The 20,895-nt window shown below is 66.6% G+C and carries 29 protein-coding genes; 4 read left to right on the plus strand and 25 right to left on the minus strand.

Annotated elements, in window-relative coordinates:
* The first annotated feature begins 135 nt into the window (after positions 1-135).
* Positions 136-1,038, plus strand: coding sequence for an MBL fold metallo-hydrolase (locus tag AC07NC_RS11835; protein ID WP_494569720.1), 903 nt, complete (start codon positions 136-138; stop codon positions 1,036-1,038).
* Here the strand turns inward: AC07NC_RS11835 and AC07NC_RS11840 are convergent.
* Both AC07NC_RS11840 and AC07NC_RS11845 read right to left on the minus strand, forming a co-directional pair.
* Positions 1,035-1,721 (minus strand): DUF1499 domain-containing protein, encoded by a 687-nt coding sequence (locus AC07NC_RS11840; protein WP_494569678.1) that lies wholly within the window; start codon positions 1,719-1,721, stop codon positions 1,035-1,037. The two genes, AC07NC_RS11835 and AC07NC_RS11840, sit on opposite strands and share 4 nt — an antisense overlap.
* Before the next feature lie 15 nt (positions 1,722-1,736).
* A complete protein-coding gene (locus AC07NC_RS11845; RefSeq protein ID WP_008263562.1) occupies positions 1,737-3,371 on the minus strand; it encodes a long-chain-fatty-acid--CoA ligase in 1,635 nt (544 codons plus the stop codon).
* A gap of 189 nt (positions 3,372-3,560) precedes the next feature.
* Between AC07NC_RS11845 and udk the strand changes: the two genes are divergently transcribed.
* On the plus strand, positions 3,561-4,208 hold the full coding sequence (gene udk, locus AC07NC_RS11850; protein ID WP_154726633.1) for a uridine kinase: 648 nt from the start codon (positions 3,561-3,563) through the stop codon (positions 4,206-4,208).
* Here udk and AC07NC_RS11855 read toward each other — a convergent pair.
* Both AC07NC_RS11855 and AC07NC_RS11860 read right to left on the minus strand, forming a co-directional pair.
* Entirely contained in the window at positions 4,205-4,441 is a 237-nt protein-coding gene (locus AC07NC_RS11855) for a hypothetical protein (RefSeq protein WP_154726634.1), read from the minus strand. The two genes, udk and AC07NC_RS11855, sit on opposite strands and share 4 nt — an antisense overlap.
* 755 nt (positions 4,442-5,196) lie before the next feature.
* Entirely contained in the window at positions 5,197-6,453 is a 1,257-nt protein-coding gene (locus tag AC07NC_RS11860) for an alkaline phosphatase family protein (protein WP_494569679.1), read from the minus strand.
* 99 nt (positions 6,454-6,552) lie between these two features.
* Between AC07NC_RS11860 and AC07NC_RS11865 the strand changes: the two genes are divergently transcribed.
* Together AC07NC_RS11865 and AC07NC_RS11870 are read left to right on the plus strand one after the other, a co-directional pair.
* A complete protein-coding gene (locus AC07NC_RS11865; RefSeq protein WP_494569680.1) occupies positions 6,553-7,479 on the plus strand; it encodes an ABC transporter ATP-binding protein in 927 nt (308 codons plus the stop codon).
* Positions 7,469-8,326 carry a hypothetical protein gene (locus AC07NC_RS11870; RefSeq protein ID WP_447941448.1) on the plus strand — a complete coding sequence of 286 codons (858 nt, stop codon included), beginning with the start codon at positions 7,469-7,471 and terminating at the stop codon, positions 8,324-8,326. The genes AC07NC_RS11865 and AC07NC_RS11870 overlap by 11 nt, the downstream gene beginning before the upstream one ends.
* Here AC07NC_RS11870 and AC07NC_RS11875 read toward each other — a convergent pair.
* The 21 genes from AC07NC_RS11875 to rpsQ form a co-directional block, all read right to left on the minus strand.
* A complete protein-coding gene (locus AC07NC_RS11875) occupies positions 8,286-9,215 on the minus strand; it encodes a LysR substrate-binding domain-containing protein (RefSeq protein ID WP_494569681.1) in 930 nt (309 codons plus the stop codon). The two genes, AC07NC_RS11870 and AC07NC_RS11875, sit on opposite strands and share 41 nt — an antisense overlap.
* Before the next feature lie 189 nt (positions 9,216-9,404).
* Positions 9,405-9,887: a GNAT family N-acetyltransferase gene (locus tag AC07NC_RS11880; RefSeq protein WP_494569682.1), complete on the minus strand. Its 483-nt coding sequence runs from the start codon at positions 9,885-9,887 to the stop codon at positions 9,405-9,407.
* Positions 9,884-10,291, minus strand: coding sequence for a hypothetical protein (locus AC07NC_RS11885; RefSeq protein WP_492027852.1), 408 nt, complete (start codon positions 10,289-10,291; stop codon positions 9,884-9,886). Before AC07NC_RS11885 ends, AC07NC_RS11880 begins: the two co-directional genes overlap by 4 nt.
* Before the next feature lie 345 nt (positions 10,292-10,636).
* Complete coding sequence (gene rplQ / locus AC07NC_RS11890) at positions 10,637-11,056, minus strand: 50S ribosomal protein L17 (RefSeq protein WP_035307159.1); 420 nt, start codon at positions 11,054-11,056, stop codon at positions 10,637-10,639.
* Between the two features lie 104 nt (positions 11,057-11,160).
* Positions 11,161-12,180 (minus strand): DNA-directed RNA polymerase subunit alpha, encoded by a 1,020-nt coding sequence (locus AC07NC_RS11895; RefSeq protein ID WP_183194957.1) that lies wholly within the window; start codon positions 12,178-12,180, stop codon positions 11,161-11,163.
* Positions 12,181-12,271: 91 nt separating this feature from the next.
* The gene (gene rpsK / locus AC07NC_RS11900) at positions 12,272-12,661 is read right to left on the minus strand and encodes a 30S ribosomal protein S11 (protein ID WP_008264180.1); all 390 of its coding nucleotides are present in this window, start codon (positions 12,659-12,661) and stop codon (positions 12,272-12,274) included.
* 9 nt (positions 12,662-12,670) lie between these two features.
* Positions 12,671-13,039 carry a 30S ribosomal protein S13 gene (gene rpsM / locus AC07NC_RS11905; protein ID WP_026108555.1) on the minus strand — a complete coding sequence of 123 codons (369 nt, stop codon included), beginning with the start codon at positions 13,037-13,039 and terminating at the stop codon, positions 12,671-12,673.
* Between the two features lie 179 nt (positions 13,040-13,218).
* Positions 13,219-13,953, minus strand: a complete 735-nt coding sequence (locus tag AC07NC_RS11910; RefSeq protein WP_494569683.1) for an energy transducer TonB — start codon at positions 13,951-13,953, stop codon at positions 13,219-13,221.
* 30 nt (positions 13,954-13,983) lie between these two features.
* Positions 13,984-14,544, minus strand: a complete 561-nt coding sequence (locus AC07NC_RS11915; protein WP_008260031.1) for an adenylate kinase — start codon at positions 14,542-14,544, stop codon at positions 13,984-13,986.
* Positions 14,545-14,577: 33 nt separating this feature from the next.
* On the minus strand, positions 14,578-15,957 hold the full coding sequence (gene secY, locus AC07NC_RS11920) for a preprotein translocase subunit SecY (RefSeq protein ID WP_008262163.1): 1,380 nt from the start codon (positions 15,955-15,957) through the stop codon (positions 14,578-14,580).
* 132 nt (positions 15,958-16,089) lie between these two features.
* Positions 16,090-16,683: a 50S ribosomal protein L15 gene (rplO, locus tag AC07NC_RS11925; protein ID WP_008260404.1), complete on the minus strand. Its 594-nt coding sequence runs from the start codon at positions 16,681-16,683 to the stop codon at positions 16,090-16,092.
* Positions 16,684-16,945: 262 nt separating this feature from the next.
* Positions 16,946-17,134, minus strand: coding sequence for a 50S ribosomal protein L30 (gene rpmD / locus AC07NC_RS11930; protein WP_008258716.1), 189 nt, complete (start codon positions 17,132-17,134; stop codon positions 16,946-16,948).
* A 2-nt stretch (positions 17,135-17,136) separates the two neighbouring features.
* Positions 17,137-17,745 carry a 30S ribosomal protein S5 gene (rpsE, locus tag AC07NC_RS11935; RefSeq protein WP_008262674.1) on the minus strand — a complete coding sequence of 203 codons (609 nt, stop codon included), beginning with the start codon at positions 17,743-17,745 and terminating at the stop codon, positions 17,137-17,139.
* A gap of 12 nt (positions 17,746-17,757) precedes the next feature.
* On the minus strand, positions 17,758-18,114 hold the full coding sequence (rplR, locus tag AC07NC_RS11940) for a 50S ribosomal protein L18 (RefSeq protein ID WP_008259637.1): 357 nt from the start codon (positions 18,112-18,114) through the stop codon (positions 17,758-17,760).
* Positions 18,115-18,117: 3 nt separating this feature from the next.
* Positions 18,118-18,651 carry a 50S ribosomal protein L6 gene (rplF, locus tag AC07NC_RS11945; RefSeq protein WP_035307166.1) on the minus strand — a complete coding sequence of 178 codons (534 nt, stop codon included), beginning with the start codon at positions 18,649-18,651 and terminating at the stop codon, positions 18,118-18,120.
* Position 18,652: 1 nt separating this feature from the next.
* Positions 18,653-19,051, minus strand: a complete 399-nt coding sequence (rpsH, locus tag AC07NC_RS11950) for a 30S ribosomal protein S8 (RefSeq protein WP_008262310.1) — start codon at positions 19,049-19,051, stop codon at positions 18,653-18,655.
* 15 nt (positions 19,052-19,066) lie between these two features.
* A complete protein-coding gene (gene rpsN, locus AC07NC_RS11955) occupies positions 19,067-19,372 on the minus strand; it encodes a 30S ribosomal protein S14 (RefSeq protein ID WP_008259854.1) in 306 nt (101 codons plus the stop codon).
* 19 nt (positions 19,373-19,391) lie between these two features.
* Entirely contained in the window at positions 19,392-19,952 is a 561-nt protein-coding gene (rplE, locus tag AC07NC_RS11960; RefSeq protein WP_008262588.1) for a 50S ribosomal protein L5, read from the minus strand.
* Positions 19,952-20,260: a 50S ribosomal protein L24 gene (gene rplX, locus AC07NC_RS11965; protein WP_008263379.1), complete on the minus strand. Its 309-nt coding sequence runs from the start codon at positions 20,258-20,260 to the stop codon at positions 19,952-19,954. Before rplX ends, rplE begins: the two co-directional genes overlap by 1 nt.
* 1 nt (position 20,261) lies before the next feature.
* Positions 20,262-20,630, minus strand: a complete 369-nt coding sequence (gene rplN / locus AC07NC_RS11970; protein ID WP_003164378.1) for a 50S ribosomal protein L14 — start codon at positions 20,628-20,630, stop codon at positions 20,262-20,264.
* Between the two features lie 18 nt (positions 20,631-20,648).
* A complete protein-coding gene (gene rpsQ / locus AC07NC_RS11975) occupies positions 20,649-20,891 on the minus strand; it encodes a 30S ribosomal protein S17 (RefSeq protein ID WP_008262472.1) in 243 nt (80 codons plus the stop codon).
* Positions 20,892-20,895: the final 4 nt, after the last annotated feature.

Consider the following 20,895-nt stretch of genomic DNA (forward strand, 5'->3'; position numbering starts at 1 on the left):
ACAGAGAAGGGCCGCCGCGATGGGTTGGAGCCGATTTGAGACAGCGAAGGCGATTGATCGGGCCATGGCGGGCGCTCCGGCAAGGGTTGCCAAGAGGTTAAGGCAAGGCCCGCGCCAGATGCGGACAGGTCGGTGATGATTCCCTTCGTGCGTGAGTTCGACTTCGCCTATGGGCGGCGCGACCAGGTTTCGCCCCTGATCCAGCGGGTGATCGCGAACAATCCAGGGCCGTTCACCTTCACCGGAACCGGGACCTATGTGGTCGGACGGCCCGAGGCGGGATCAGCGGTCGCGGTGATCGATCCGGGGCCGCTGGACCCGGCGCATCTGGAGGCCTTGCTGGCTGCGGTGGAGGGGCGGACGGTCAGCCACGTGCTGGTCACCCATACGCACCGCGATCACGCTCCCCTCGCCCGCCCCTTCGCCGAGCGGACCGGCGCCGTGATCCTGGCCGCCCGGCCGCCGGCGCAGGAGACGCACGCCTCGGGCGGGCTGGACGAGGATGAGGACGCGGTCTTTGCGCCTGATCAGGTTCTGACGGGCGGCGAAATCATCGAGGGCGATGGCTGGACGATGGAGGCGATGTTCACGCCCGGCCATGCGTCAAATCACATGGCCTTCGTGCTGAGGGAGGAAAACGCCCTGTTCAGCGGGGATCACGTCATGGGTTGGGCGACGACGGTGGTGGCGCCCCCGGACGGAAACATGCGCGATTACATGGCCAGCCTGGATGCGGTGATCGCCCGGGACTTCGCCACGCTGTGGCCGACGCACGGGGCGCCGGTGACGCGGCCCGCACCCTTCCTGGCCGCCTATCGCGCGCACCGGCTGGAGCGGGAGGCCCAGGTGCTGGCGCGGCTGCGGGCGGGGGACCGGAGCGTGGCGGAGATGGTGCCGGTGCTCTATGCGGCGGTGGATCAGCGGCTGTGGCCTGCGGCGTCGCTGTCGGTCCTGGCCCATCTGATCAAGCTGGTGGAGGACGGGGCGGCGACGGCGGAACCGGAGCCGGGCCTAAGGGCCGTGTTCGACCTGGCCTAGCGGATCTCCTCTTCCAGGGCGGTGACGATCCTGTTCATCAGGCGGCAGGTCGCGCCGCCGTCGGGGCGGGAGTCGCGGGCGGCGACGCGGATGTCGGTTCGGCCGGGGCGGATGCGGACGACGGCGTCATAGGCGAAGCCGAACCAGGCGCCTTCGTGAACGCCCTCGACCTCGAAGGTCGAGGCGCGGACGATCGGGAAGCCGGCGTCGACCAGGGCCGAGACGGCCTGCTGGGCCAGGACCTGGGTCGGGATCGAACGGGCGGCCGAACAGGATTCGGGGCCTGTCACGCCGGAGGCGTCCGGATGCAGGGCCGACAGGCGACTGTAGGCCGGGGGTTCGGCCACATTGGTGCTGATGTCGCGCGGCGACGGCTGGGCCAGCCGCTGTCCCTGATGCAGAAACACCGCCAGGGTCGCGCCGGCCAGGACCAGGGCGACGACGGCGAAGATCCAGCGCCGGCCGAGGTCTCGCAGCGCCAGGGCCAGGACGAGCAAGGCCGCCGCCATCCCGACCCAGGCCAGGCCTCGCGCCACGGTCCAGGTCAGCAGGTCATAGGTGACGGCTCGATCGACGCCGCCGAACAGGGTCGCCGCCATGGCCGCGACCACCAGGACCGGGGCGACCGCCGTCAGGGCGGTCAACCCCGGGATCAGGGCGGGGACGGGCTTTTTCGACGACATCGGCGCTCCGGATCTTCAACCAGGCTGGATCTCTGGCAAGCGGTAGTCCTTCATCCGCTCGCGCAGAAGCTTCTTGTCGATCTTGCCGGTGGCGCCCAGCGGAATCTCGTCCACGGCGACCACGTCGTCGGGCATCCACCATTTGGCGATCTTGCCGTGCAGGAAGTCGAGATGCTCCTGCTTGTCCAGGGTCTCGCCGTCCTTGAGCCGCACGATCAGGACCGGCCGTTCGTCCCATTTGGCGTGGGCGGCGCCGATGACGGCGGCCAGTTCGACCTTGGGATGGCCGACGGCGATATTCTCGATCTCGATGGAGCTGATCCATTCGCCGCCGGACTTGATCACGTCCTTGGAGCGATCGGTGATCTGCATGAAGCCCAGGTCGTCGACCGTCGCCACGTCCCCGGTGTCGAAGAAGCCCTCGTCGTCGACGATGTCGCCCTCCTCGCGGAAATAGGCGCGGGCGACGGTCGGACCCTTGACCATCAGATGGCCGAAGGTCACGCCGTCGTGCGGCAGGGCCGCCCCGGCGTCGTTCTTGAGCTTCAGCTCGACGCCCAGCGGCGGCGTGCCCTGTTTGACGCGCCATTTCAGCTGTTCCTCGAACGGCTTGTCCGCCAGTTCGGGGGTCATGTTCGACAGGGTGCCGATGGGCGAGGTCTCGGTCATGCCCCAGCCCTGCAGCACCTCGATCCCATAGTCGTCGTGGAAGGCGCGGATCAGGCTTTCGGGCACGGCGGAGCCGCCGATCAACACGCGCTTGACCGTCGAGAGCCGCAGGTCGTTCTGCTTCATATGGCCCAGCAGCCCCTGCCAGACGGTGGGCACGGCGGCGGAGAAGGTGACCTTTTCGCTCTCCAGCAGTTCGTAGATCGAGGCGCCGTCCATCTTGGCGCCCGGCATGACCAGTTTGGCGCCCGCCGCCGGTCCGCCGAAGGCGATGCCCCAGGCGTTGGCGTGGAACATCGGCACGACGGGCAGGATCACCTCGTTGGGCGTGGCGCCCAGGACGGTGGACTGCAGGCCCAGCAGGGTATGGATGAAGTTCGAGCGGTGCGAATAGAGCACGCCCTTGGGATGGCCCGTGGTGCCCGAGGTGTAGCACAGGCCGCAGGCGGTCTGTTCGTCGAAGTCGCCCCAGACCACCTCGGCCGACTGACCTGCGATCACCGTCTCATAGGCCTCGGCCTTGGGCAGAGTCGTCTGCGGCATATGGGCGTCGTCTGTCATGATGATGACGCGCTCGACCTTGGGCAGGTGCGGCAGGATGGCTTCCAGCAACGGTACGAAGGTCAGGTCGGTGAAGATGACCCGGTCTTCCGCATGGTTGATGATGTAGACCAGTTGTTCGGGGAACAGGCGCGGGTTCAGGGTGTGGCAGACCGCGCCGATCCCCATGACGCCGTACCAGGTCTCGATATGTTTGTCGGTGTTCCAGGCCAGGGTGGCGACGCGGTCGCCGGGCGCGATCCCCCAGGCCTTGAGGGCGTTGGAGACGCGCCTGGCCCGGTCGTGAATCCGGCCGTAGGTGGTGCGGACGATCGGCCCCTCGACCGAGCGCGTCACCACCTCGCGGTCGCCGTGCCAGTGTTTGGCGTGGTCGATGATCTTGTCGACCGTCAGCGGCCAGTCCTGCATCAAGCCCAGCATGTCGTTTCCTGTTCCTATGGATGCGTCTGCTCGAGGCGACGCTTGCCCGGACGCTAACTTGGTTATCGGCGATAAGCAACGTGACCGAGGGAAGGTCCGGCGCGACGGATCGTCCCCGGATCGTCTGGCGGGGGCTGCTCGCGCAAGCCGCTGTGGCGCAGGCTTCGTCGACGTTCTAGAAGGCCGGCCATGACCATATTGATCGCGATCACGGGGGGCTCCGGCTCCGGCAAGAGCACCCTGGCCGAGGCCCTGGTCTCGGCCCTGCCGGAGGGCAAGGCGGTGCTGGTGCGCGAGGATTCCTATTATCGCGACGCGGCCTCCCTGCCCGGCTTCGACGCGGCCACCTTCGACTTCGACGATGTGGCGGCGCGCGACCACGCCCTGATGATCGCCGACCTGATGGACCTGAAGGCCGGGCGGCCGGTCACGGCGCCGGTCTATTCCTTCATCCATCACGGCCGCGAGCCGGGCGGCGAGCCGATCCCCGCCAGCGAGGTGGTGATCGTCGAGGGCACCCATGTGCTGTGCACCCCCGAACTGACGGCCCTGTTCGACATCCGGGTCTTCGTCGACACCCCGTCCGACATCCGTTTCATTCGCCGCCTGTTGCGCGACCAGTCCGAACGCGGCCGTTCGGCGGATTCGGTCGTGGCCCAGTATCTGGCGACGGTGCGGCCGGGCCACGAACGGCTGACCGAGCCGTCGCGCACCCATGCCGACTTCATCATCGCCGACGCCACGGCGGCGGTGCGGCTGGAGGATCCGCAGGCTGTGGTGCGTCTGGCCGCGCCGGTCCTGGCCCATCCGCTGCTCCAGCCGCTGCTGGAGGCCTAAAACCAGGGATCGTCGTCCGCGAAGACGGCGCCGGCGGCGGCCCGTTCGGCCTGGATGCGAACCTGCTCCGCCGCCTCAGCCCACTTGTCGGCCAGTATGGCGTCCATCCGGGCGCACTGGATGACCAGTTCCGCCCGCAGGCGGTCGTCTTCCGCCTGTTCTTCGGGACTGCGCCTTTCCGGCGGCGGCAGGCCGCGGCCGGGTCTGGGACGACGGGGTCTGGGACGGGCCATCAACGGCTCCTTTCAGGACAGGTCTGATCGTCCTCGCGCTTTCGCTGCGAAGTTCATGGAGGGCTGGGCGGGGCGCCGGGCCTTCGCCCGGAGTTTTGTGTTTTGAGTACCGTTTCGACGAAGGTTTGACGCCCCGCGCGAATGGTTGGCCTGCAAGCTCGGGGCGCCGAGCGGTGGCGGTCTTATCGCCTAACCCCATAAGCCTGCGACGGGTCGGCGGTCCCTGCGAAGAACCGTCCCGAGTGCGATCGAGTATCCCCCTCGACCCTCCGGCGACGTCCTGAGACGCCGTCGGCGCGGAGGGATTGCACCCCCGCTCCCGTTCCATCCGCTCTCGCCGCCGCAAGGTCGCAGGCCTTACGAGCCCTCCAAGCGACGAGACCGGGCGTGATTATAGGGGGTGGGGAAACCCTGGCGGGAAAGTCGGGGCGAGAATCTGACAAGCCCTTGGAATCGTTACGGCAGGACCAGCGTCATTGTGACAGTTGGCGCCGTTCGCCCCCCCCCCGTCTCGCCGGCTTCGCCGGCGATCCACCTCCCCCAGGGGGGGAGGATTTTGGTGCTCGCATTCCTCCCCCCTTGGGGGAGGTGGCGCGGCGCAGAGCGCCGTGACGGAGGGGGCGACTCCGGCAGTGATGATGACCCTTGCTGGCTTCTGGAAGAAGACTTCCCTCTCCGACCCGGGTCCGCTGCGCGGACGCCGGGGATGGTCTCTCCCGCAAGCGGGAGAGGGTCTGGGGCGCGGAGCCGGCGTTCTAATGCGTGGTGACCGGCAGAGTGTCCTCGGCCCGGCCGTCGCCCTGGGGCGCGGTGACGCCCAGCATGCGGGCCAGGAAGGGCTGGACATCGACGCTGTCGAGGTCGGTCAGGCGGCGGCCGGGGATGACGCCGGGGCCGTGGGCGATGAACAGGGCCTGCATCTCGGGCGCCTGATTGTCATAGCCGTGGGCGCCGCCGGGCCGCGTGACGGGCCGGTCGCGCGTGGCGGTCAGCCAGCCGGTCTCGACCAGGCAGACGATCCGGGCCACGCGCGGATTCGAGCCATAGACCAGGCGGGCGGGGACATCGGCCTTGTTCCAGCATTCCATGTGGGGGTGACGCCCGACCAGCTTCTGCTGCACCTCGGCCTCGCGGCCCGGCGCGGGGTCGGCGGTCAGGACGGCGCCGCCATAACCGATCTGGAGCGCCGCCGGATCGATGATGTCGTCGATCCACACCACCCGGTCCGGCGAGGTGGCGGCCATGCCGTGATCGGACACCAGGACCAGAAGCGTTCGGTCATAGAGTCCCCTCGCCTTCAGACCCTCGACCAGCCGACCGATGGAGGCGTCCACCGAGGCGACGGCGGCGCGGGTCTCGGCCGCATCCGGCCCATGACGGTGACCGGCGCTGTCGACGATGTCGAAATAGAGGGTCTCGAACCTCGGCCGCTGATCGGCGGGCAGGTCCAGCCACGACAGGATCCGGTCCACCCGGGCGTCGCCCGACATCGACTGGTCGAAGGGCTCCCAACGACTGGGCCGGACACCGTGGATCTCGACCTCGGAGCCCGGCCAGAACATGGTCCCGGTGCGGACGCCCGCCTTTTCGGCCGAGACCCAGATCGGCTCGGCCTGGTCCCAGAAGCCGCTCTCCTTGCTGGCCATGGTGAAGACGCCCAGTTCGGCGTCGGTGAAGCGGTTGCCGACGATCCCGTGGTGGTCCGGGTGCAGGCCCGTCACCAGCGTATAGTGGTTGGGGAAGGTCACGCTGGGAAAGGACGGACGCATCGGCCCGAAGGCGCCGCCGGCGACCAGGCCATCCATGACCGGGGTCGCCCCCCGGCCCAGATAGTCGGGGCGGAATCCGTCGATGGAAATCAGAATCACCGGGTCCGGACGGTCGGCCTGAGTCGCAACGGCCGAAACGACCGGGGATTGCGTGACCGGCGCGGTCGAGGCCGGCGCCCCGGCGCAGGACGCAACCGCCAGTGCGGCGACGAGCGCCAGGCCGGAAACCAGGAAGCGGGACATGGGCGAACTCCGAAGCGACATGGAACCATTGCCTAAACTTAATGGACGACAACCGCGCGACGGCTTGTCGGAACGGCGTTCGCGGGCCAAGCTCGCCTCATGGAAACCGTCATCGAAATCCGCGGCCTGACCAAGACCTATGGGACGGTCAGGGCCCTGGACGGTCTGACCCTGTCGATCCCGCGCGGCGGGGTCTATGGCATTCTGGGGCCGAACGGCGCCGGCAAGTCGACCCTGTTCCGCACCCTGCTGGGCCTGATCCGCCCGACCGCGGGCGAGGCCACGGTCATGGGCGGGCGGATCGGCGATCCGGCGGCGACGCGGCGCATGGGCGCGATGATCGAAACCCCGCGCTTTCCCCCCTTCATGACGGCGCGCCAGGTGCTGGTCTGGCTGAGCTACGCCCACGGCGGCGTGCCGACCGCCGAGATCGAGGCCTGGCTGAAGCGGGTCGGCCTGGCCGAGGCGGCGGACCGGCGGGTGCGCGGCTTCTCGGTCGGCATGCTGCAGCGGCTGGGCGTGGCGGCGGCCCTGATGACCAGGCCCGACCTGGTCATCCTGGATGAACCGACCAGCGGCATGGATCCGCCCGGCATCCAGGAGATGCGGGCCCTGATCCGCAGCCTGGCCGACGACGACGGCGTGACCGTCATCCTGGCCAGCCACCAGTTGCAGGAGGTCCAGCGCGTCTGCGACCGCGTCGCCATCTTCAACAAGGGCAAGGTGATCACCGAGGGTCGGGTCTCGGACCTGACCGCCTCGGGCGAGCGGCTACGCCTGTCGGTCACGCCCCTGGCCAGGGCCCTGGGCGTGCTGGGCGACCGGGCGACGCTGGACGGCGACGCCCTGATCGCCGCCGTGCCGCGCGCCGAGGCGGCGGCGACGATCCGCGCCCTGGTCGAGGCCGGGGTCGATATCGAGGAGGCCCGCTGGATCGGCGCCGACCTGGAAGACGTCTTCATGAGCGAGACCGGCTGGACCGGGGTGCAGGGCGCGCCTGTGAAGGGGACCGATCATGCTGGTTGATGCGCTGAAATCCGAGGCCTATCGCGTCTCGCGCAACCGGACGGCGGTCTTCTGCAGCGTCCTGCTGACGCCGCTGCTGTTCATCATCGGCGGCGTGGCCTTCCACATCATCACCAAGACCAAGGGCGACGCCCTGGCGGCCAAGGCCAGTCTGCCCGCCGAGATGGGAAATCAGCCGGTCAATCTGGCGGACGCCCTGGGCTTCACGGCCACCTACGGCGCGAACGGCGTGCTGCTGGCCTTCATGCTGCTGGCGGCGGCGACCGTCTACGCCGGCGACTATCGCTGGGAGACCTGGCGTCTGATCAGCGCCCGCAACGGCCGGCCCTGGCTGATCCTGGGCAAGATCGGGGTGATGAAGGCCCTGGCCATGATCGCCATGCTGGCCATGCTGATCGCCGCCTTCGTCTTCTTCATCTCCCAGGCGGTGGTGACCGGGCGGCCGATGGCGTTCGACCTGACCGATTTCGACCTGGGCCGGTTCCTGCTGCTGTGGCTGTTGTCCCTCATCCGCATCGTCCAGTACGGCCTGATCGCCCTGCTGGCGGCGGTGGTCAGTCGCTCGCTGCTGGCGGCCCTGTTCGTGCCCTGGGCCCTGGGTTTCGCCCAGTCCATCCTCGGAGGACCGCTGACGCCCGTGATCGGCTGGGCGCCGACCGACTGGGCCGCCCAGCTGCTTCTGCCCGGCCTGGCCTATGACACGCTGAAGGCCGCCGTCTCTCCCGGCCCCATGCCCATGCCCGAAGGCGCGGTCATGAAGGCGATCACCAGCCTGACCCTGTGGTGCGTCGTGCCGGTCGCGGCCTCTATCGCCTGGTTCCAGCGTCAGGATCTGTCGAAGGAATAGGCGGCGGGGGGCTGAGCGCGCCTTCCACCACCAGCCAGTCGCGGAAGGCGTCCACGGCCGCGTCCCGGCGCCCCTCGGGGCGCAGGAAGGCGAACCAGGACGGACGTTCGACGAAGCCGAAGGGGGCCGCCAGCCGCCCCGCGATGACGTCCGGCGCCACGAAGGCCCAGGGCGCGATGGCGACGCCCATGCCGGACACGGCGGCCTCGACCATCGAATGATTATGGGCGAACTCGCGCTCCACCCTGGCCGGGGGCAGGTCCAGCCCCGCCAACTCGGCCCAGGCCGGCCAGGCGCGACGGAAGGTGGCGGATCGCAGGCGTGGAGCGCCGGCCACGGCCGCCAGGGTCGCAAACTGCGCCATCAGCCCCGGAGCCCCGACCGGCCCCTGATACTGGGGCAGGAAACGTGTCGCCTCGGCGCGCGGATGAACCTGGTCCGGCTCAACAATCCGGATCGCCCCGTCGAATCGATCGCGCCGATAATCGACCGGCGAATAGGATTCCAACAGCCGCACCCGAACCTCGGGATGGGCCTCGAGAAAATCCGGCAAGCGAGGGATCAGCCATTTCAGTGCGAAGGTGCCCGGGCAGGAGATCTCGATCTCTCGCGCGGCGCCGTGACGGGTCGCCTGAACCGCGTCGGCTATGGCGCCGAAGGCCGGGGTCAGGCGCTCGGCCAACTGCGACCCCGCCTCGGTCAGGACCAGGGCGTGACGCGGACCCGACACCAGCACCACGCCCAGGGACGCCTGCAGGGCCGCGATCTGGCGGCTGACCGCGCCATGGGTGACGCAAAGCTCGGCGGCGGCGCGGGTCATGCTGCCGTGGCGGGCGAAGGCCTCGAAGGTGCGCAGGGCGTTCAAGGGCGGCGGCGCGGCGGGCTTCATGTGACTTCCCCTCACAGACCCCTGCCCGCTTAATCGATTTCGGGCTCCAGGGAAATCGGCTCCAACCCGGCCCATGCCTCAGTTGGACCCGCCGCCGCGCCCGCCCCGCCGCACCCGCCTGGACAAGATGGTCTACGGCCTGTGCGTTCTGCTCATATGGATCCTGGCCCTGGGCGAGGCCTTCACCGGCTAGAGCCGCTTCTCCATGAAGACGTCGGCGCGGGCGTAGGGGGTCGGGCGGGGCGGCAGGTGGATGAAGCCGACGCTTTCATACAGGGCGATGGCCGGCTTCAGCGCGCTGTTGGTCTCGAGATACAGATGCGTCGCCTCCACCTCGCGCGCCGCCGCTTCACAGGCCCCCAGCAGACGCCGCGCCAGGCCCAGGCCGCGGGCGGTCGGCGTCACCGTCATCTTCGACACTTCGAAGCCGTCGGGGATGCGGATCAGGGCGCAGCAGCCGACCGCCTCCCCGTCCCGTTCGGCGATGAAGATCCGCCCGCCGCCGACGATGAAGACACCGTGCGGATCGTCGATGGAGCGCCGGTCCTTGGCCTCGATGGCGAAGCCGCCCTCGGCAAGCCAGGCCTCGTTCAGCCGGGCCCAGGCGGCGGCGTGGTCGGGGCGGTAATCGACGATCAGGACACGACTCGAGAATTCAACGCCCCGATTCAACCCGCGAGCGAGAGAAGGTCGATACCGGCGCGCTTCAGGATGATGACGATCGCCACAAGGACGAGCGTATAAATAGCATTCGCCGCAATAGACTGGGTCACCGAGCGCCAGAACCCGCCCTTCAGCGCCTCTTCGACAATGGCGGGCTTTGCGTCGGTAACCGCGCTTTCCGCGAAATTGGCCAGCACGCCAGCCGCCTGCGCCTCAAACACATCCCGCATCTGTTGTGTGTAACCATCTACATAGGCCTGGACCTCGGCGGGTCTCGGTTTCCTCAGATGGCTGGTCTCGAACTCGCGAATCCACTCACGTTTCGCACTCTTGTACAGGCCGTAGGCGATGTAACCCTGAACGGTGTTCGAGCTGCCATCGACAAGGCGCTCGTACATCGCATTGTATGACATCTATTTCTTCTTGGCCGGCATGGCCGGCGGGCTTCGGAGCGCCTGCGTAATCGCGGAATTGGCCTTCGCCGACGCCCGGGTATAGGCGTCGTTGGACATCACCGTGGCTGAAAACGCGCCGCTGGAAACGTTCCGAAAGGTTCGCTCAGACGTCGGGCCGACCCGACCTGAAACCACATACGCCTGTTTTGCCATTTGACACTCCGAGCAGAAATCTAGTGCGGTTTTCGACAAACGCAAACTGAAGTTGATGATGACGCCAACCGGTCAACGGCGCATGAAAGAAAAGCGGCCGGATCGCTCCGGCCGCCCTTTCGAACATCAGTCTCGTCAGAGACGAAAGGCTTAAGCCTCGTCGTCGCCTTCGAAGGCCAGGACCGGACCGGAGTCCTTGCCCTTGGCTTCGACATCGCGATCGACGAACTCGATCACAGCCATCGGAGCGTTGTCGCCGTGGCGGAAGCCGGCCTTCATGATGCGGATATAGCCGCCGTTACGCTCGCTGTAGCGCGGGCCGAGCGTTTCGAACAGCTTGCCGACTTGCGGCACGTCGCGAACCTGGCTGATGGCCTGACGACGGGCGTGCAGATCGCCCTTCTTGGCCAGGGTGACCAGCTTCTCGACGAAGGGACGCAGTTCCTTCGCCTTGGGCAGGGTCGTGGTGATTTGCTCGTGCTTGATCAGCGAGGCGGCCATGTTCGCGAACATGGCGGTGCGGTGGCTGGTCGTGCGACCGAGTTTACGATGGGCGGCGCCGTGGCGCATCTGGGTCTCTCCTACTCCGGAACCGGTATCCCAACAGGGACCTGGAACCGTAATCTTCTAACCGCCCCGGCATTCTCCCGAGGGAGACGGGCGGAGGGTTGAACTTAGATCTGGTCGTCGAACTTCTTGGCCAGATCTTCGATGTTTTCGGGCGGCCAGTTCGGCACGTCCATGCCGAGGCTGAGGCCCATCGTCGCGAGAACTTCCTTGATCTCGTTCAACGACTTGCGGCCGAAGTTCGGGGTGCGAAGCATTTCGCCCTCGGTCTTCTGGATCAGGTCGCCGATGTAGACGATGTTGTCGTTCTTCAGGCAGTTGGCCGAACGGACCGACAGCTCCAGCTCGTCCACCTTTTTCAGCAGGGCCGGGTTGAAGGGCAGGTCGGGCTTGCCGTCCGACTGCTCGACAGCCTTCTTGGGCTCTTCGAAGGTGATGAAGATCTGCAGTTGGTCCTGCAGGATGCGCGCGGCGTAGGCCACGGCGTCAACCGGCGTGACCGCACCATTGGTTTCGACTTCCAGCAGCAGCTTGTCGTAATCCAGCGACTGGCCCTGACGGGTCGGCTCGACGCGATAGGCGACGCGCTTGACCGGCGAATACAGGGCGTCGACGGCGATCAGGCCGATCGGCGCATCTTCCGGACGGTTCAGCTCGGCGGCGACGTAGCCCTTGCCGTTCTGGACGGTCAGTTCCATGCGGACCGACGCGCCGTCGTCCAGGGTGCAGATGACGTGATCGGGGTTCAGGACCTCGATGTCCGCCGGCACGTCGATCTGGCCGGCCGTCACGGCGCCGGGGCCCGTGGCGCGCAGGGTCATGCGCTTGGGGCCTTCGGCGTGCATGCGCAGCGCCAGTTGCTTGATGTTCAGGACGATGTCGACCACGTCTTCCCGAACGCCTTCCAGCGACGAGAATTCATGAACGACGCCGTCGATCTGGATGGCGGTGACGGCCGCGCCTTGCAGCGAGGACAGCAGAACGCGACGGAGCGCGTTGCCGAGCGTCACGCCGAAGCCACGTTCGAGAGGTTCGGCCACCAGGCGCGCCTTGCGCTGGGCGTCGGAACCGATCTCGATCTGCGGCTTCTCGGGACGGATCAGCTCTTGCCAGTTTCTTTCGATCATTTTGTCCCTCGAACGGGTTTCGTAGACTCCGGCCTTGTCGACGAGGCCATGGTGGAGCCGACGGAGATGGGGGTGCTTTAGGCGGTGTCGCTTAGACGCGACGACGCTTGGGCGGACGGCAACCGTTGTGCGGCATCGGCGTGACGTCGCGGATGGTGGTGATCGTCAGACCGACCGACTGCAGCGCGCGCAGGGCCGATTCACGGCCGGAACCCGGACCCGAGACGTTCACTTCCAGCGTCTTCACGCCGTGTTCCTGCGCCTTCTTGCCGGCGTCTTCAGCGGCCATCTGGGCCGCATACGGGGTCGACTTACGCGAGCCCTTGAAGCCCATGTGACCGGCCGACGACCAGGAAATCGCATTTCCCTGCGCGTCGGTGATGGTCACCATGGTGTTGTTGAAGCTGGCGTTCACGTGGGCGACGCCCGAGGTGATGTTCTTGCGCTCGCGCTTCTTTACGCGACCCGGTTCCTTGGCCATGTGTCTGTCTTACTTCTTCTTGCCGGCGATCGGCTTGGCGGGACCCTTGCGGGTGCGGGCGTTGGTGTGCGTGCGCTGACCACGGACCGGCAGGCCCTTGCGGTGACGCAGGCCGCGGTAGCAGGCCAGGTCCATCAGACGCTTGATGTTCATCGACGTCTCGCGGCGCAGGTCGCCCTCGACCGTATGATCCTTGTCGATCGTTTCACGGATCGACAGGACTTCGGCGTCCGTCAGCTGGTTCACCCGGCGAGCCGGCTCGATGCCGACCTTCTCGGTGATGTCCTTGGCGGCGGCGGGGCCGATGCCATGGATGTACTGAAGCGCGATTTCAACGCGCTTGTTGGTCGGGATGTTGACGCCAGCAATACGGGCCACGAAATTCTCCAGATACGCGTTAGTCAGACGCAACAAACGCTCCGGTTAACAAACCAGGAGCGTGGCGCCCTTCGCGGGAAGGCGCCCTTATACAGATGATTCACATCGCGTCAACGCCTGGGTGGATCGAAGACAAGCGAAGGCCGCTGCGACTTGGATGCCCGGTGTGCGTGCGGACGTCAACGCGGCCGATTGCCGAAGTCGATTCCCACCACCAGCCTCTGGCCCTCCACCGGACGGCCGCCCTCTGTCGGGGGCAGGACGCGGAACTGATCGACCAGGCGCAGGGCCGCCTCGCCGAAGCCCAGACCCGCCGGCGTCTCGCTGATCACCCGGCAGTCTTCCAGCCGCTGGTCCAGGCGAACGACACAGGACAAGGCCGCATTGCCGTATCGGCTGCGCGCCGCCCGGGGGTGGTTGGCGCGGATTTCCGACACGGGCGGAGAGCGGAGCACCCGCGCACGGGTGGAGCCGGCGCCCGGCCCTGAGCCCGATCCTACCCCGGATCCGCTGCCGCTCCCCTGCCCGCCCTGGCCGAAACCGGGCGCCAGCGAAGGCGCGGCCGCGACGCCGACGACCGGGGCCGGCTCAGGCGCCTGTTTGGGCGGGGCGGGCAGTTCGACAGGACGCGGCTGCTTCAGCGGCGGGGGCGTGTGGATGCGCGACGGCGCGGCTGGGGCGCCTCCCCCGATCTCCGGCGCAGGCGGCTCAAGCGAGATCGGCGGCGGCGGCTCATAGAGCAGGACTTCGACCGGGCGGGGCTGCGTCCCCAAGGTCTCCGGCGCCCTGCCCTTCACCTGGCCCAGCAGCAGGGCGAGGCCCAGCTCGGCGCCGGCCACGCCGACGAAAACGACAAAGGCGCGCCAGCGTCTGCGGGCGCGCCTTCTTTCATCAGGGGTCTTGGCGTCAGGCATCGGTCGTCTAACGCCCGACGCCCGGTTTGGTCACGCCAGAGCTTCGTCGATCGCCTTGGCGACGGAGTCGATGGAGCCCATGCCGTCCGCTTCGGTCAGCTTGCCCTGGGCTTCATAATAGGGAAGCAGCGGGGCGGTGTTGCGGTTGTAGGCGTCCAGACGCACCACGAAGGTGTCGGGATTGTCGTCGGGACGCCCCTGTTCGGCATAGCGTTTGGCGATCCGCTCCAGCAGGGCGGAATCATCGACCTTCAGCCGCACCACGGCGTCGATCTGGGCGCCGCGTTTGGCCAGCATGGCGTCCAGGGCCTCGGCCTGGGCCACGGTGCGGGGGAAGCCGTCGAAGATGGCGCCGCCGGCGGCCTCGGCCTCCGGCAGGCGATCCTCGATCAGGGCGATGACGATCTCGTCCGTCACCAGATCGCCGCGCGCCAGCACGTCCTTGACCTTGAGCCCCAGCTCCGAGCCCGAGGCGATGGCGGCCCGCAGCATGTCGCCGGTCGAGAGCTGGACCATGCCCCGCTCTTCGACCAGCCGCTTGGCCTGTGTCCCCTTGCCCGCCGCCGGCGGTCCGAACAGGATCAAGTTCACGCGTAGGCCCTCCCCAGGCTTCTTGTAGTCAACTCAGCGCCGCACCGGAGTGGGCGCGCCACGACCGCCGCGACCGCGCAGCTTGGCCTTCTTGATCAGGCCCTCGTACTGGTGCGCCAGCAGTTGGGACTGGATCTGGGCCACAGTGTCCATCGTGACCGACACGACAATCAAGATAGACGTTCCGCCGAAGTAGAGGCTGTTGCCCATCTGGGCGACCAGGAACTCGGGCAGCAGACAGACGGCGGTGATATAGGCCGCGCCGATCACCGTCAGACGGGTCAGGACATAGTCCAGATACTCGGCCGTGCGCTTGCCCGGACGGATGCCCGGCAGGAAGCCGCCGTATTTGCGCAGGTTCTCGGCCGTGTCCTCCGGGTTGAAGGTGATCGAGGTGTAGAAGAAGCAGAAGAAGATGATCAGGGCCGCGTACAGGGCCATGAACAGCGGCTGGCCGTGCGTCAGCTGCGACGTGACCAGCGGCAGCCAGCCCAGATAGTCGGGCAGGTCCGCGTTGGCGGTCAGGCTGGCCACCGTGGTCGGCAGCATCAGCAGGGACGAGGCGAAGATCGGCGGGATGACCCCGGCGGTGTTGACCTTCAGCGGCAGGAACGAGCGTTCGCCCCCGGCCATGCGGTTGCCTTCCTGGCGCTTCGGATACTGGATCAGAAGCCGGCGCTGGGCGCGTTCCATGAAGACGATGAAGACCACGGTCGCCACGGCCAGAACGGCGATGAACAACAGGGCGAAGGCGGACATCTGACCCTGCTGGGCCAGGCCCAGCATGCGGGCGATGGTGGACGGCAGGACCGCCACGATGCCGGCGAAGATGATCAGCGAGATGCCGTTGCCGACGCCGCGCGCCGTCACCTGCTCACCCAGCCACATCAGGAACATGGTGCCGCCCGTCAGGGTCACGACGGTCGAGACCAGGAAGAAGATCCCCGGATTATCGACCAGACCCGGCTGGGCGTTCAGACCCGCCGCGATGCCCAGCGACTGGGCCAGGGCCAGGAACACCGTCAGATAACGGGTGTACTGGTTCAGCTGCTTGCGGCCGCTCTCGCCGCCTTCCTTCTTCAGCTTTTCCCAGGGCGGATACACGGTGCCCATCAGCTGCACGATGATCGACGCCGAGATATAGGGCGCGACGTTCAGCGCGAAGATGGCCATCCGCTCGACCGCGCCGCCCGAGAACATGTTGAACATGTCCAGGATGCCGCGCTGACCCGACGGGTCTTGGAAGAACTGCAGGAAGGCCTGCGAATTGATGCCCGGGATCGGAACGTAAGTCCCGATGCGATAAACCAGCAGCGCGCCCAGCGTGAACAGCAGGCGCTTGTGCAGCTCGGTCGCTTTCGCGAACGAGCCCATGTTCATATTGGCGGCGAGTTGTTCTGCGGCCGAAGCCATTATGCGTCCCCACGACTGACTGAGTCGTCAGATAGGCGGAAAGCGGCCCTCATGCGAGGGCCGCTTCCGTTGTTTCGTCGTCGCAGGTGTAATCAGGCCACGGCCTAGTCCAGCCGCGACGACGCGTTTGCTTTAAGCCTTGGCCGCGGCGCGCTTGGTGCGGGCCGAGATCTTGTTCTCGTCGCCGCGCGGGGCCTTCGGAGCCGGAGCCTTGCCCTTGGCGGCGTTGCGCTTCTCGACGCGCGCAGCGGCCTTGGCTTCGGCTTCGATACGTTGTTCCAGCACGGTGCCGCCAGCGGCTTCGATGGCCTTCTTGGCGCCGGCGGTGGCCGACCAGACGACCAGGTTCAGGGCTTGCTTGACTTCACCGGTGCCGAGCAGACGCACGCCGTCCTTCACGCGACGGATCACGCCGGCGGCGACCAGGGCGTCGCCCTTCAGTTCCGACTTGGCGTCCAGCTTGCCGGCGTCGATGGCGTCTTGCAGGCGCCACAGGTTCACTTCGGCCAGCTTCAGGGCGTTCGGGTTGTTGAAGCCGCGCTTGGGCATACGCATGTACAGCGGCATCTGGCCGCCTTCGAAGCCCAGCAGGCTGACGCCGGTACGCGACTTCTGACCCTTGACGCCGCGGCCCGAGGTCTTGCCCTTGCCCGAACCGGGGCCACGGCCGACACGCATGCGCTTCTTGTGCGCGCCTTCGTTGTCGCGGATTTCGTTCAGTTTCATATGCCTGATCCTTTCGGGTGCTAGCGCCCGGACCCATGATCCGGACTCGGCGTTCAAAGTTTGTCGTCTCCCTCCCCCGCGGGGGAGGGTGGTCGGCAAAGCCGACCGGGTGGGAAGGGCTCGGCGAGCCCGTCCCGGATATCTCAAGGTCGGGCGCTATAGCGGCTCCCCGAACAGCAGTAAAGGCGACTCTTGCGAGCCGCCCCCACCTGGTCGCTTGCGCGACCTGCCCTCCCCCGAGGGGGAGGGAGAGTCTTTCGTCTTACTTTTCGACGATCTCGGTCAGGTGGGCGACCTTGGCGATCATTCCACGAACCGAAGGCGTGTCCACGAGGGTCGATTCACGACCCAGGCGGTTCAGACCCAGGCCCACCAGGGTGGCGCGCTGGTCGTTCTTGCGGCGGATCGGCGAACCGGTCTGCTTGACGGTGACGGTCTTTTGCTCGGCCATGATTAGGACTCCACAGCTTCGGGCGCCGAGGCGCCGTCGTTGCGACGGCCCATCAGATCCGCGACCTTCTTGCCGCGCTTGGACGCGACCTGACGGGGCGAGGACTGGACCTTCAGCGCTTCGAAAGTCGCGCGGATCATGTTGTAGGGGTTCGACGAGCCGGTCGACTTGCCCACGACGTCCTGGACGCCGAGGGTTTCGAGCACGGCGCGCATCGGACCGCCCGCGATGACGCCGGTCCCGGGAGGGGCGGCGCGCATCATGATCTTGCCGGCGCCCCAACGGCCGTTGCCGTCGTGGTGCAGGGTGCGGTTCTCGCGCAGCGGAACGCGGATCATGGTCTTCTTGGCTTCTTCGGTCGCCTTGCGGATGGCTTCCGGCACTTCGCGCGCCTTGCCGTGACCGAAACCGACGCGGCCCTTGCCGTCGCCGACAACCATCAGGGCGGCGAAGGAGAACCGACGGCCGCCTTTGACGGTGGCCGCAACGCGGTTGATGTGAACCAGCTTCTCGACGATGTCCGAATCCGGACCGTCGACAGCGGGACCGTTGCGATTGTCACGACGGTTGCGATCGTTACCGCCGCCGCCGCGCTGGGGTTGATGCGCCATGCTTCGCGTCCCTTAGAAGTTCAGGCCGGCTTCGCGCGCGGCTTCCGCCAGCGCCTTGACCCGGCCGTGATAGATGTACTCGCCACGGTCGAAGACGACGTCCTTGACGCCCTTCTCGATGGCGCGTTCGGCGATCAGCTTGCCGATCGCTGCGGCTGCGGCCGTGTCCGAACCGCGCTTGCCCTTGCCGCCTTCCAGCGACGAGGCCGCAACGACGGTCACGCCCTGGGCGTCGTCGATGATCTGGGCCGAGATGTTCTTGTCCGAACGGTACACCGACAGGCGCAGACGGCCGTTGGCGACGGCCTTCAGGCGGCGACGGGTGCGCTCCGAGCGGCGCTTGGCTTGTTGTCGAAGAGAAAGAGCCATGACTTACTTCTTCTTGCCTTCCTTGCGACGGACCTTCTCGCCCGCGTAACGGACGCCCTTGCCCTTGTAGGGCTCCGGCGGACGCAGCTTGCGGATGACCGAGGCGATCTGACCGACAGCCTGCTTGTCCGAACCCAAGATCTTGATCTCGGTTTGCTTCGGAACAGCGAAGCTGACGCCGGCCGGGGGATCGATGTCGACTTCGTGCGAGAAGCCGAGCTGCAGCGACAGGGCGTTGCCCTTCATCGCGGCGCGGTAACCGACGCCGACCAGCTCAAGCGACTTCTCGAAGCCGGTGGTGACGCCGACGACCATGTTGTCGACCAGCGTGCGCGACAGGCCCCACATCGCGCGACCGCGTTGCGTGTCCGACCGCAGGCCCAGCGACAGTTCGTCGCCTTCCCGGGTGACTTCGATTTCCTCGGCGACGGTCCAGGAGCTCTCGCCCTTGGGGCCCTTCACGGAGACGGTCTGACCGTCGAGCGTGACAGTCACGCCCTTCGGCACAGCGATGGTTTTCTTGCCAATACGGGACATATCAGTAGACCCTGCAGAGGACTTCGCCGCCGACGTTGGCGTCGCGGGCAGAAGCGTCGGACATGACGCCCTTCGAAGTCGAGAGGATCGAGATGCCGAGGCCGTTCTTGACGGGCTTCAGATCGCCGATCGCCGAATAGACGCGGCGGCCCGGCTTGGACACGCGCGCGATCTCGGCGATGACGGGCTGACCGTCGAAGTACTTCAGCTCGATCTCGAACTGCGGAAACTCACCCGGGTTCTGAACCAGGTTGTAGCCGCGGATGTAGCCTTCGTCCTGCAGCACGTCGAGGACGCGCTGACGCAGACGGGAAGCGGGGGTCAGCACCTTGGAACGCTTGCGGGTCGCCGCGTTCTTGATGCGAGCGATCATGTCGCTCAGGGGATCGTTGATCATCATGTCTGTTCGCTCCCCTTACCAGCTGGACTTGGTCAGGCCAGGGATCTGGCCCTGGTTGCCGAGTTCGCGCAGCGCAATCCGGCTCATCTTGAGCTTGCGATAGAACGCACGCGGACGACCGGTCACTTCGCAACGGTTGCGAATACGGGTCGGCGCGGAGTTGCGCGGCAGTTCAGCCAGCTTCAGGCGCGCGTCGAAACGCTCCTCAAGCGGCAGGTTTTCGTCGTTGGCGGTCGCCTTCAGGGCGGCCCGCTTCGCGGCATACTTCGCAACCAGGGCCTTGACGGCTTCGTTGCGGTTTACGGCGCTCTTCTTAGCCATTGTTCTCTTCCCTTCCCGCTCAGTTCTTCACGAACGGGAACTTGAACTCGGTGAGGAGAGCCTTGGCTTCCTCATCGGTCTTGGCCGTGGTGCAGACGATGATGTCCATGCCCCACATCTGGTCGATCTGGTCGTAGTTGATTTCCGGGAACACGATGTGTTCCTTCAGACCGGTGGCGTAGTTGCCGCGACCGTCAAACGACGTGCCCTTCAGACCACGGAAATCCTTCACGCGCGGCAGCGCGATCGTGATGAACCGGTCCAGGAACTCGTACATCTGGTCGCCGCGCAGGGTGACCTTGCCGCCGATGACCATGCCCTCGCGCAGCTTGAAGCCGGCGATGGAGTTACGGGCCTTGGTGGCGACGGCCTTCTGACCGGCGATGGCCGTCAGATCCTTGAGGGCGGCGTTCGCCTTCTTGGAGTCCGCGACGGCTTCGCCGATGCCCATGTTCAGGACGATCTTGTCCAGCTTGGGCACCTGCATTTCGTTCGTGTAGCCGAACTTTTCCTTCAGCACCTGGCGGATGCGCGCCTGGTACTCGCCCTTGAGGCGCGGGGTGTACTTCTCGGTAGCCATCAGATGACGTCTCCCGTCGTCTTGGCGATGCGGACCTTGGTGTCCCCATCGATCTTGAAGCCGACGCGGGTCGCCTTGCCGTTGGCGTCGGCGATCGCGACGTTCGACAGGTGAAGCGAGGCTTCCTTGTTCTTGATGCCGCCCTGCGGGTCAGCCTGGCTCGGGCGCGTGTGGCGCTGAACCATGTTGACGCCTTCAACCAGGACGCGGTTTTCGGTGGGCAGGACCTTCAGCACGTTGCCCGTGCGGCCCTTGTCCTTGCCGGTGAGGACGACGACGCGGTCGCCCTTTTTGATCTTGGCGGCCATGTTACAGGACCTCCGGAGCCAGCGAGATGATCTTCATGTGGTTCTTGGCGCGCAGTTCGCGGGGAACCGGGCCGAAGATCCGCGTGCCGACAGGCTCGTTCTGCTTGTTGACGATGACGGCGGCCGACTTGTCAAAACGGATGACCGAGCCGTCCTTGCGTTGGATGTCCTTGGCGGTGCGCACGACGATGGCGCGAACAACGTCGCCCTTCTTCACGCGGCCACGCGGGATGGCTTCCTTCACGGAGGCGACGATTGTGTCGCCGATCGAGGCGTAGCGGCGCTTGGAGCCGCCCAACACCTTGATGCACATGACCCGGCGGGCGCCCGAATTATCGGCCACTTCCAGGTTAGTTTGCATCTGGATCATAAGATCAGATCCTTCTGATTACGAGGCGGAGGCGTTGGAAAGGACTTCCCAGCGCTTCAACTTGGACTTCGGGGCGCACTCGACGATGCGAGCGATGTCGCCGACTTTGAGCGCGTTGGCTTCGTCGTGGGCGTGATACTTCTTCGAAAGACGAACGATCTTCTTCAGAACAGGGTGAAGCAGCGTGCGCTCCACCTTCACGACGACGGTCTTTTCGCCCTTGTCGGACACGACCACGCCTTCGAGAATTCGCTTGGGCATATTC

The sequence above is a fragment of the Brevundimonas sp. GW821-FHT10A07 genome, assembly GCF_059415785.1.

Bases quoted from the DNA above. Each gene is read 5' to 3' on its own strand.
- AC07NC_RS11895 (WP_183194957.1), bottom strand. From the start codon at position 12,180: ATGATCGAAAGAAACTGGCAAGAGCTGATCCGTCCCGAGAAGCCGCAG.
- AC07NC_RS11835 (WP_494569720.1), top strand. From the start codon at position 136: ATGATTCCCTTCGTGCGTGAGTTCGACTTCGCCTATGGGCGGCGCGAC.
- rplQ (WP_035307159.1), bottom strand. From the start codon at position 11,056: ATGCGCCACGGCGCCGCCCATCGTAAACTCGGTCGCACGACCAGCCAC.
- rpsE (WP_008262674.1), bottom strand. From the start codon at position 17,745: ATGGCGCATCAACCCCAGCGCGGCGGCGGCGGTAACGATCGCAACCGT.
- AC07NC_RS11910 (WP_494569683.1), bottom strand. From the start codon at position 13,953: ATGCCTGACGCCAAGACCCCTGATGAAAGAAGGCGCGCCCGCAGACGC.
- AC07NC_RS11870 (WP_447941448.1), top strand. From the start codon at position 7,469: ATGCTGGTTGATGCGCTGAAATCCGAGGCCTATCGCGTCTCGCGCAAC.
- rpsN (WP_008259854.1), bottom strand. From the start codon at position 19,372: ATGGCTAAGAAGAGCGCCGTAAACCGCAACGAAGCCGTCAAGGCCCTG.
- AC07NC_RS11885 (WP_492027852.1), bottom strand. From the start codon at position 10,291: ATGTCATACAATGCGATGTACGAGCGCCTTGTCGATGGCAGCTCGAAC.
- rpmD (WP_008258716.1), bottom strand. From the start codon at position 17,134: ATGGCCGAGCAAAAGACCGTCACCGTCAAGCAGACCGGTTCGCCGATC.
- AC07NC_RS11855 (WP_154726634.1), bottom strand. From the start codon at position 4,441: ATGGCCCGTCCCAGACCCCGTCGTCCCAGACCCGGCCGCGGCCTGCCG.
- rplF (WP_035307166.1), bottom strand. From the start codon at position 18,651: ATGTCCCGTATTGGCAAGAAAACCATCGCTGTGCCGAAGGGCGTGACT.
- rplN (WP_003164378.1), bottom strand. From the start codon at position 20,630: ATGATCCAGATGCAAACTAACCTGGAAGTGGCCGATAATTCGGGCGCC.
- rpsH (WP_008262310.1), bottom strand. From the start codon at position 19,051: ATGATGATCAACGATCCCCTGAGCGACATGATCGCTCGCATCAAGAAC.
- secY (WP_008262163.1), bottom strand. From the start codon at position 15,957: ATGGCTTCGGCCGCAGAACAACTCGCCGCCAATATGAACATGGGCTCG.
- rplR (WP_008259637.1), bottom strand. From the start codon at position 18,114: ATGGCTCTTTCTCTTCGACAACAAGCCAAGCGCCGCTCGGAGCGCACC.
- AC07NC_RS11845 (WP_008263562.1), bottom strand. From the start codon at position 3,371: ATGCTGGGCTTGATGCAGGACTGGCCGCTGACGGTCGACAAGATCATC.
- AC07NC_RS11865 (WP_494569680.1), top strand. From the start codon at position 6,553: ATGGAAACCGTCATCGAAATCCGCGGCCTGACCAAGACCTATGGGACG.
- udk (WP_154726633.1), top strand. From the start codon at position 3,561: ATGACCATATTGATCGCGATCACGGGGGGCTCCGGCTCCGGCAAGAGC.
- rplX (WP_008263379.1), bottom strand. From the start codon at position 20,260: ATGGCCGCCAAGATCAAAAAGGGCGACCGCGTCGTCGTCCTCACCGGC.
- rpsQ (WP_008262472.1), bottom strand. From the start codon at position 20,891: ATGCCCAAGCGAATTCTCGAAGGCGTGGTCGTGTCCGACAAGGGCGAA.
- AC07NC_RS11875 (WP_494569681.1), bottom strand. From the start codon at position 9,215: ATGAAGCCCGCCGCGCCGCCGCCCTTGAACGCCCTGCGCACCTTCGAG.
- AC07NC_RS11860 (WP_494569679.1), bottom strand. From the start codon at position 6,453: ATGTCCCGCTTCCTGGTTTCCGGCCTGGCGCTCGTCGCCGCACTGGCG.
- rplO (WP_008260404.1), bottom strand. From the start codon at position 16,683: ATGAAACTGAACGAAATCCGCGACAACGAAGGCGCGCACAAGAAGCGC.
- rplE (WP_008262588.1), bottom strand. From the start codon at position 19,952: ATGGCTACCGAGAAGTACACCCCGCGCCTCAAGGGCGAGTACCAGGCG.
- AC07NC_RS11840 (WP_494569678.1), bottom strand. From the start codon at position 1,721: ATGTCGTCGAAAAAGCCCGTCCCCGCCCTGATCCCGGGGTTGACCGCC.
- rpsK (WP_008264180.1), bottom strand. From the start codon at position 12,661: ATGGCCAAGGAACCGGGTCGCGTAAAGAAGCGCGAGCGCAAGAACATC.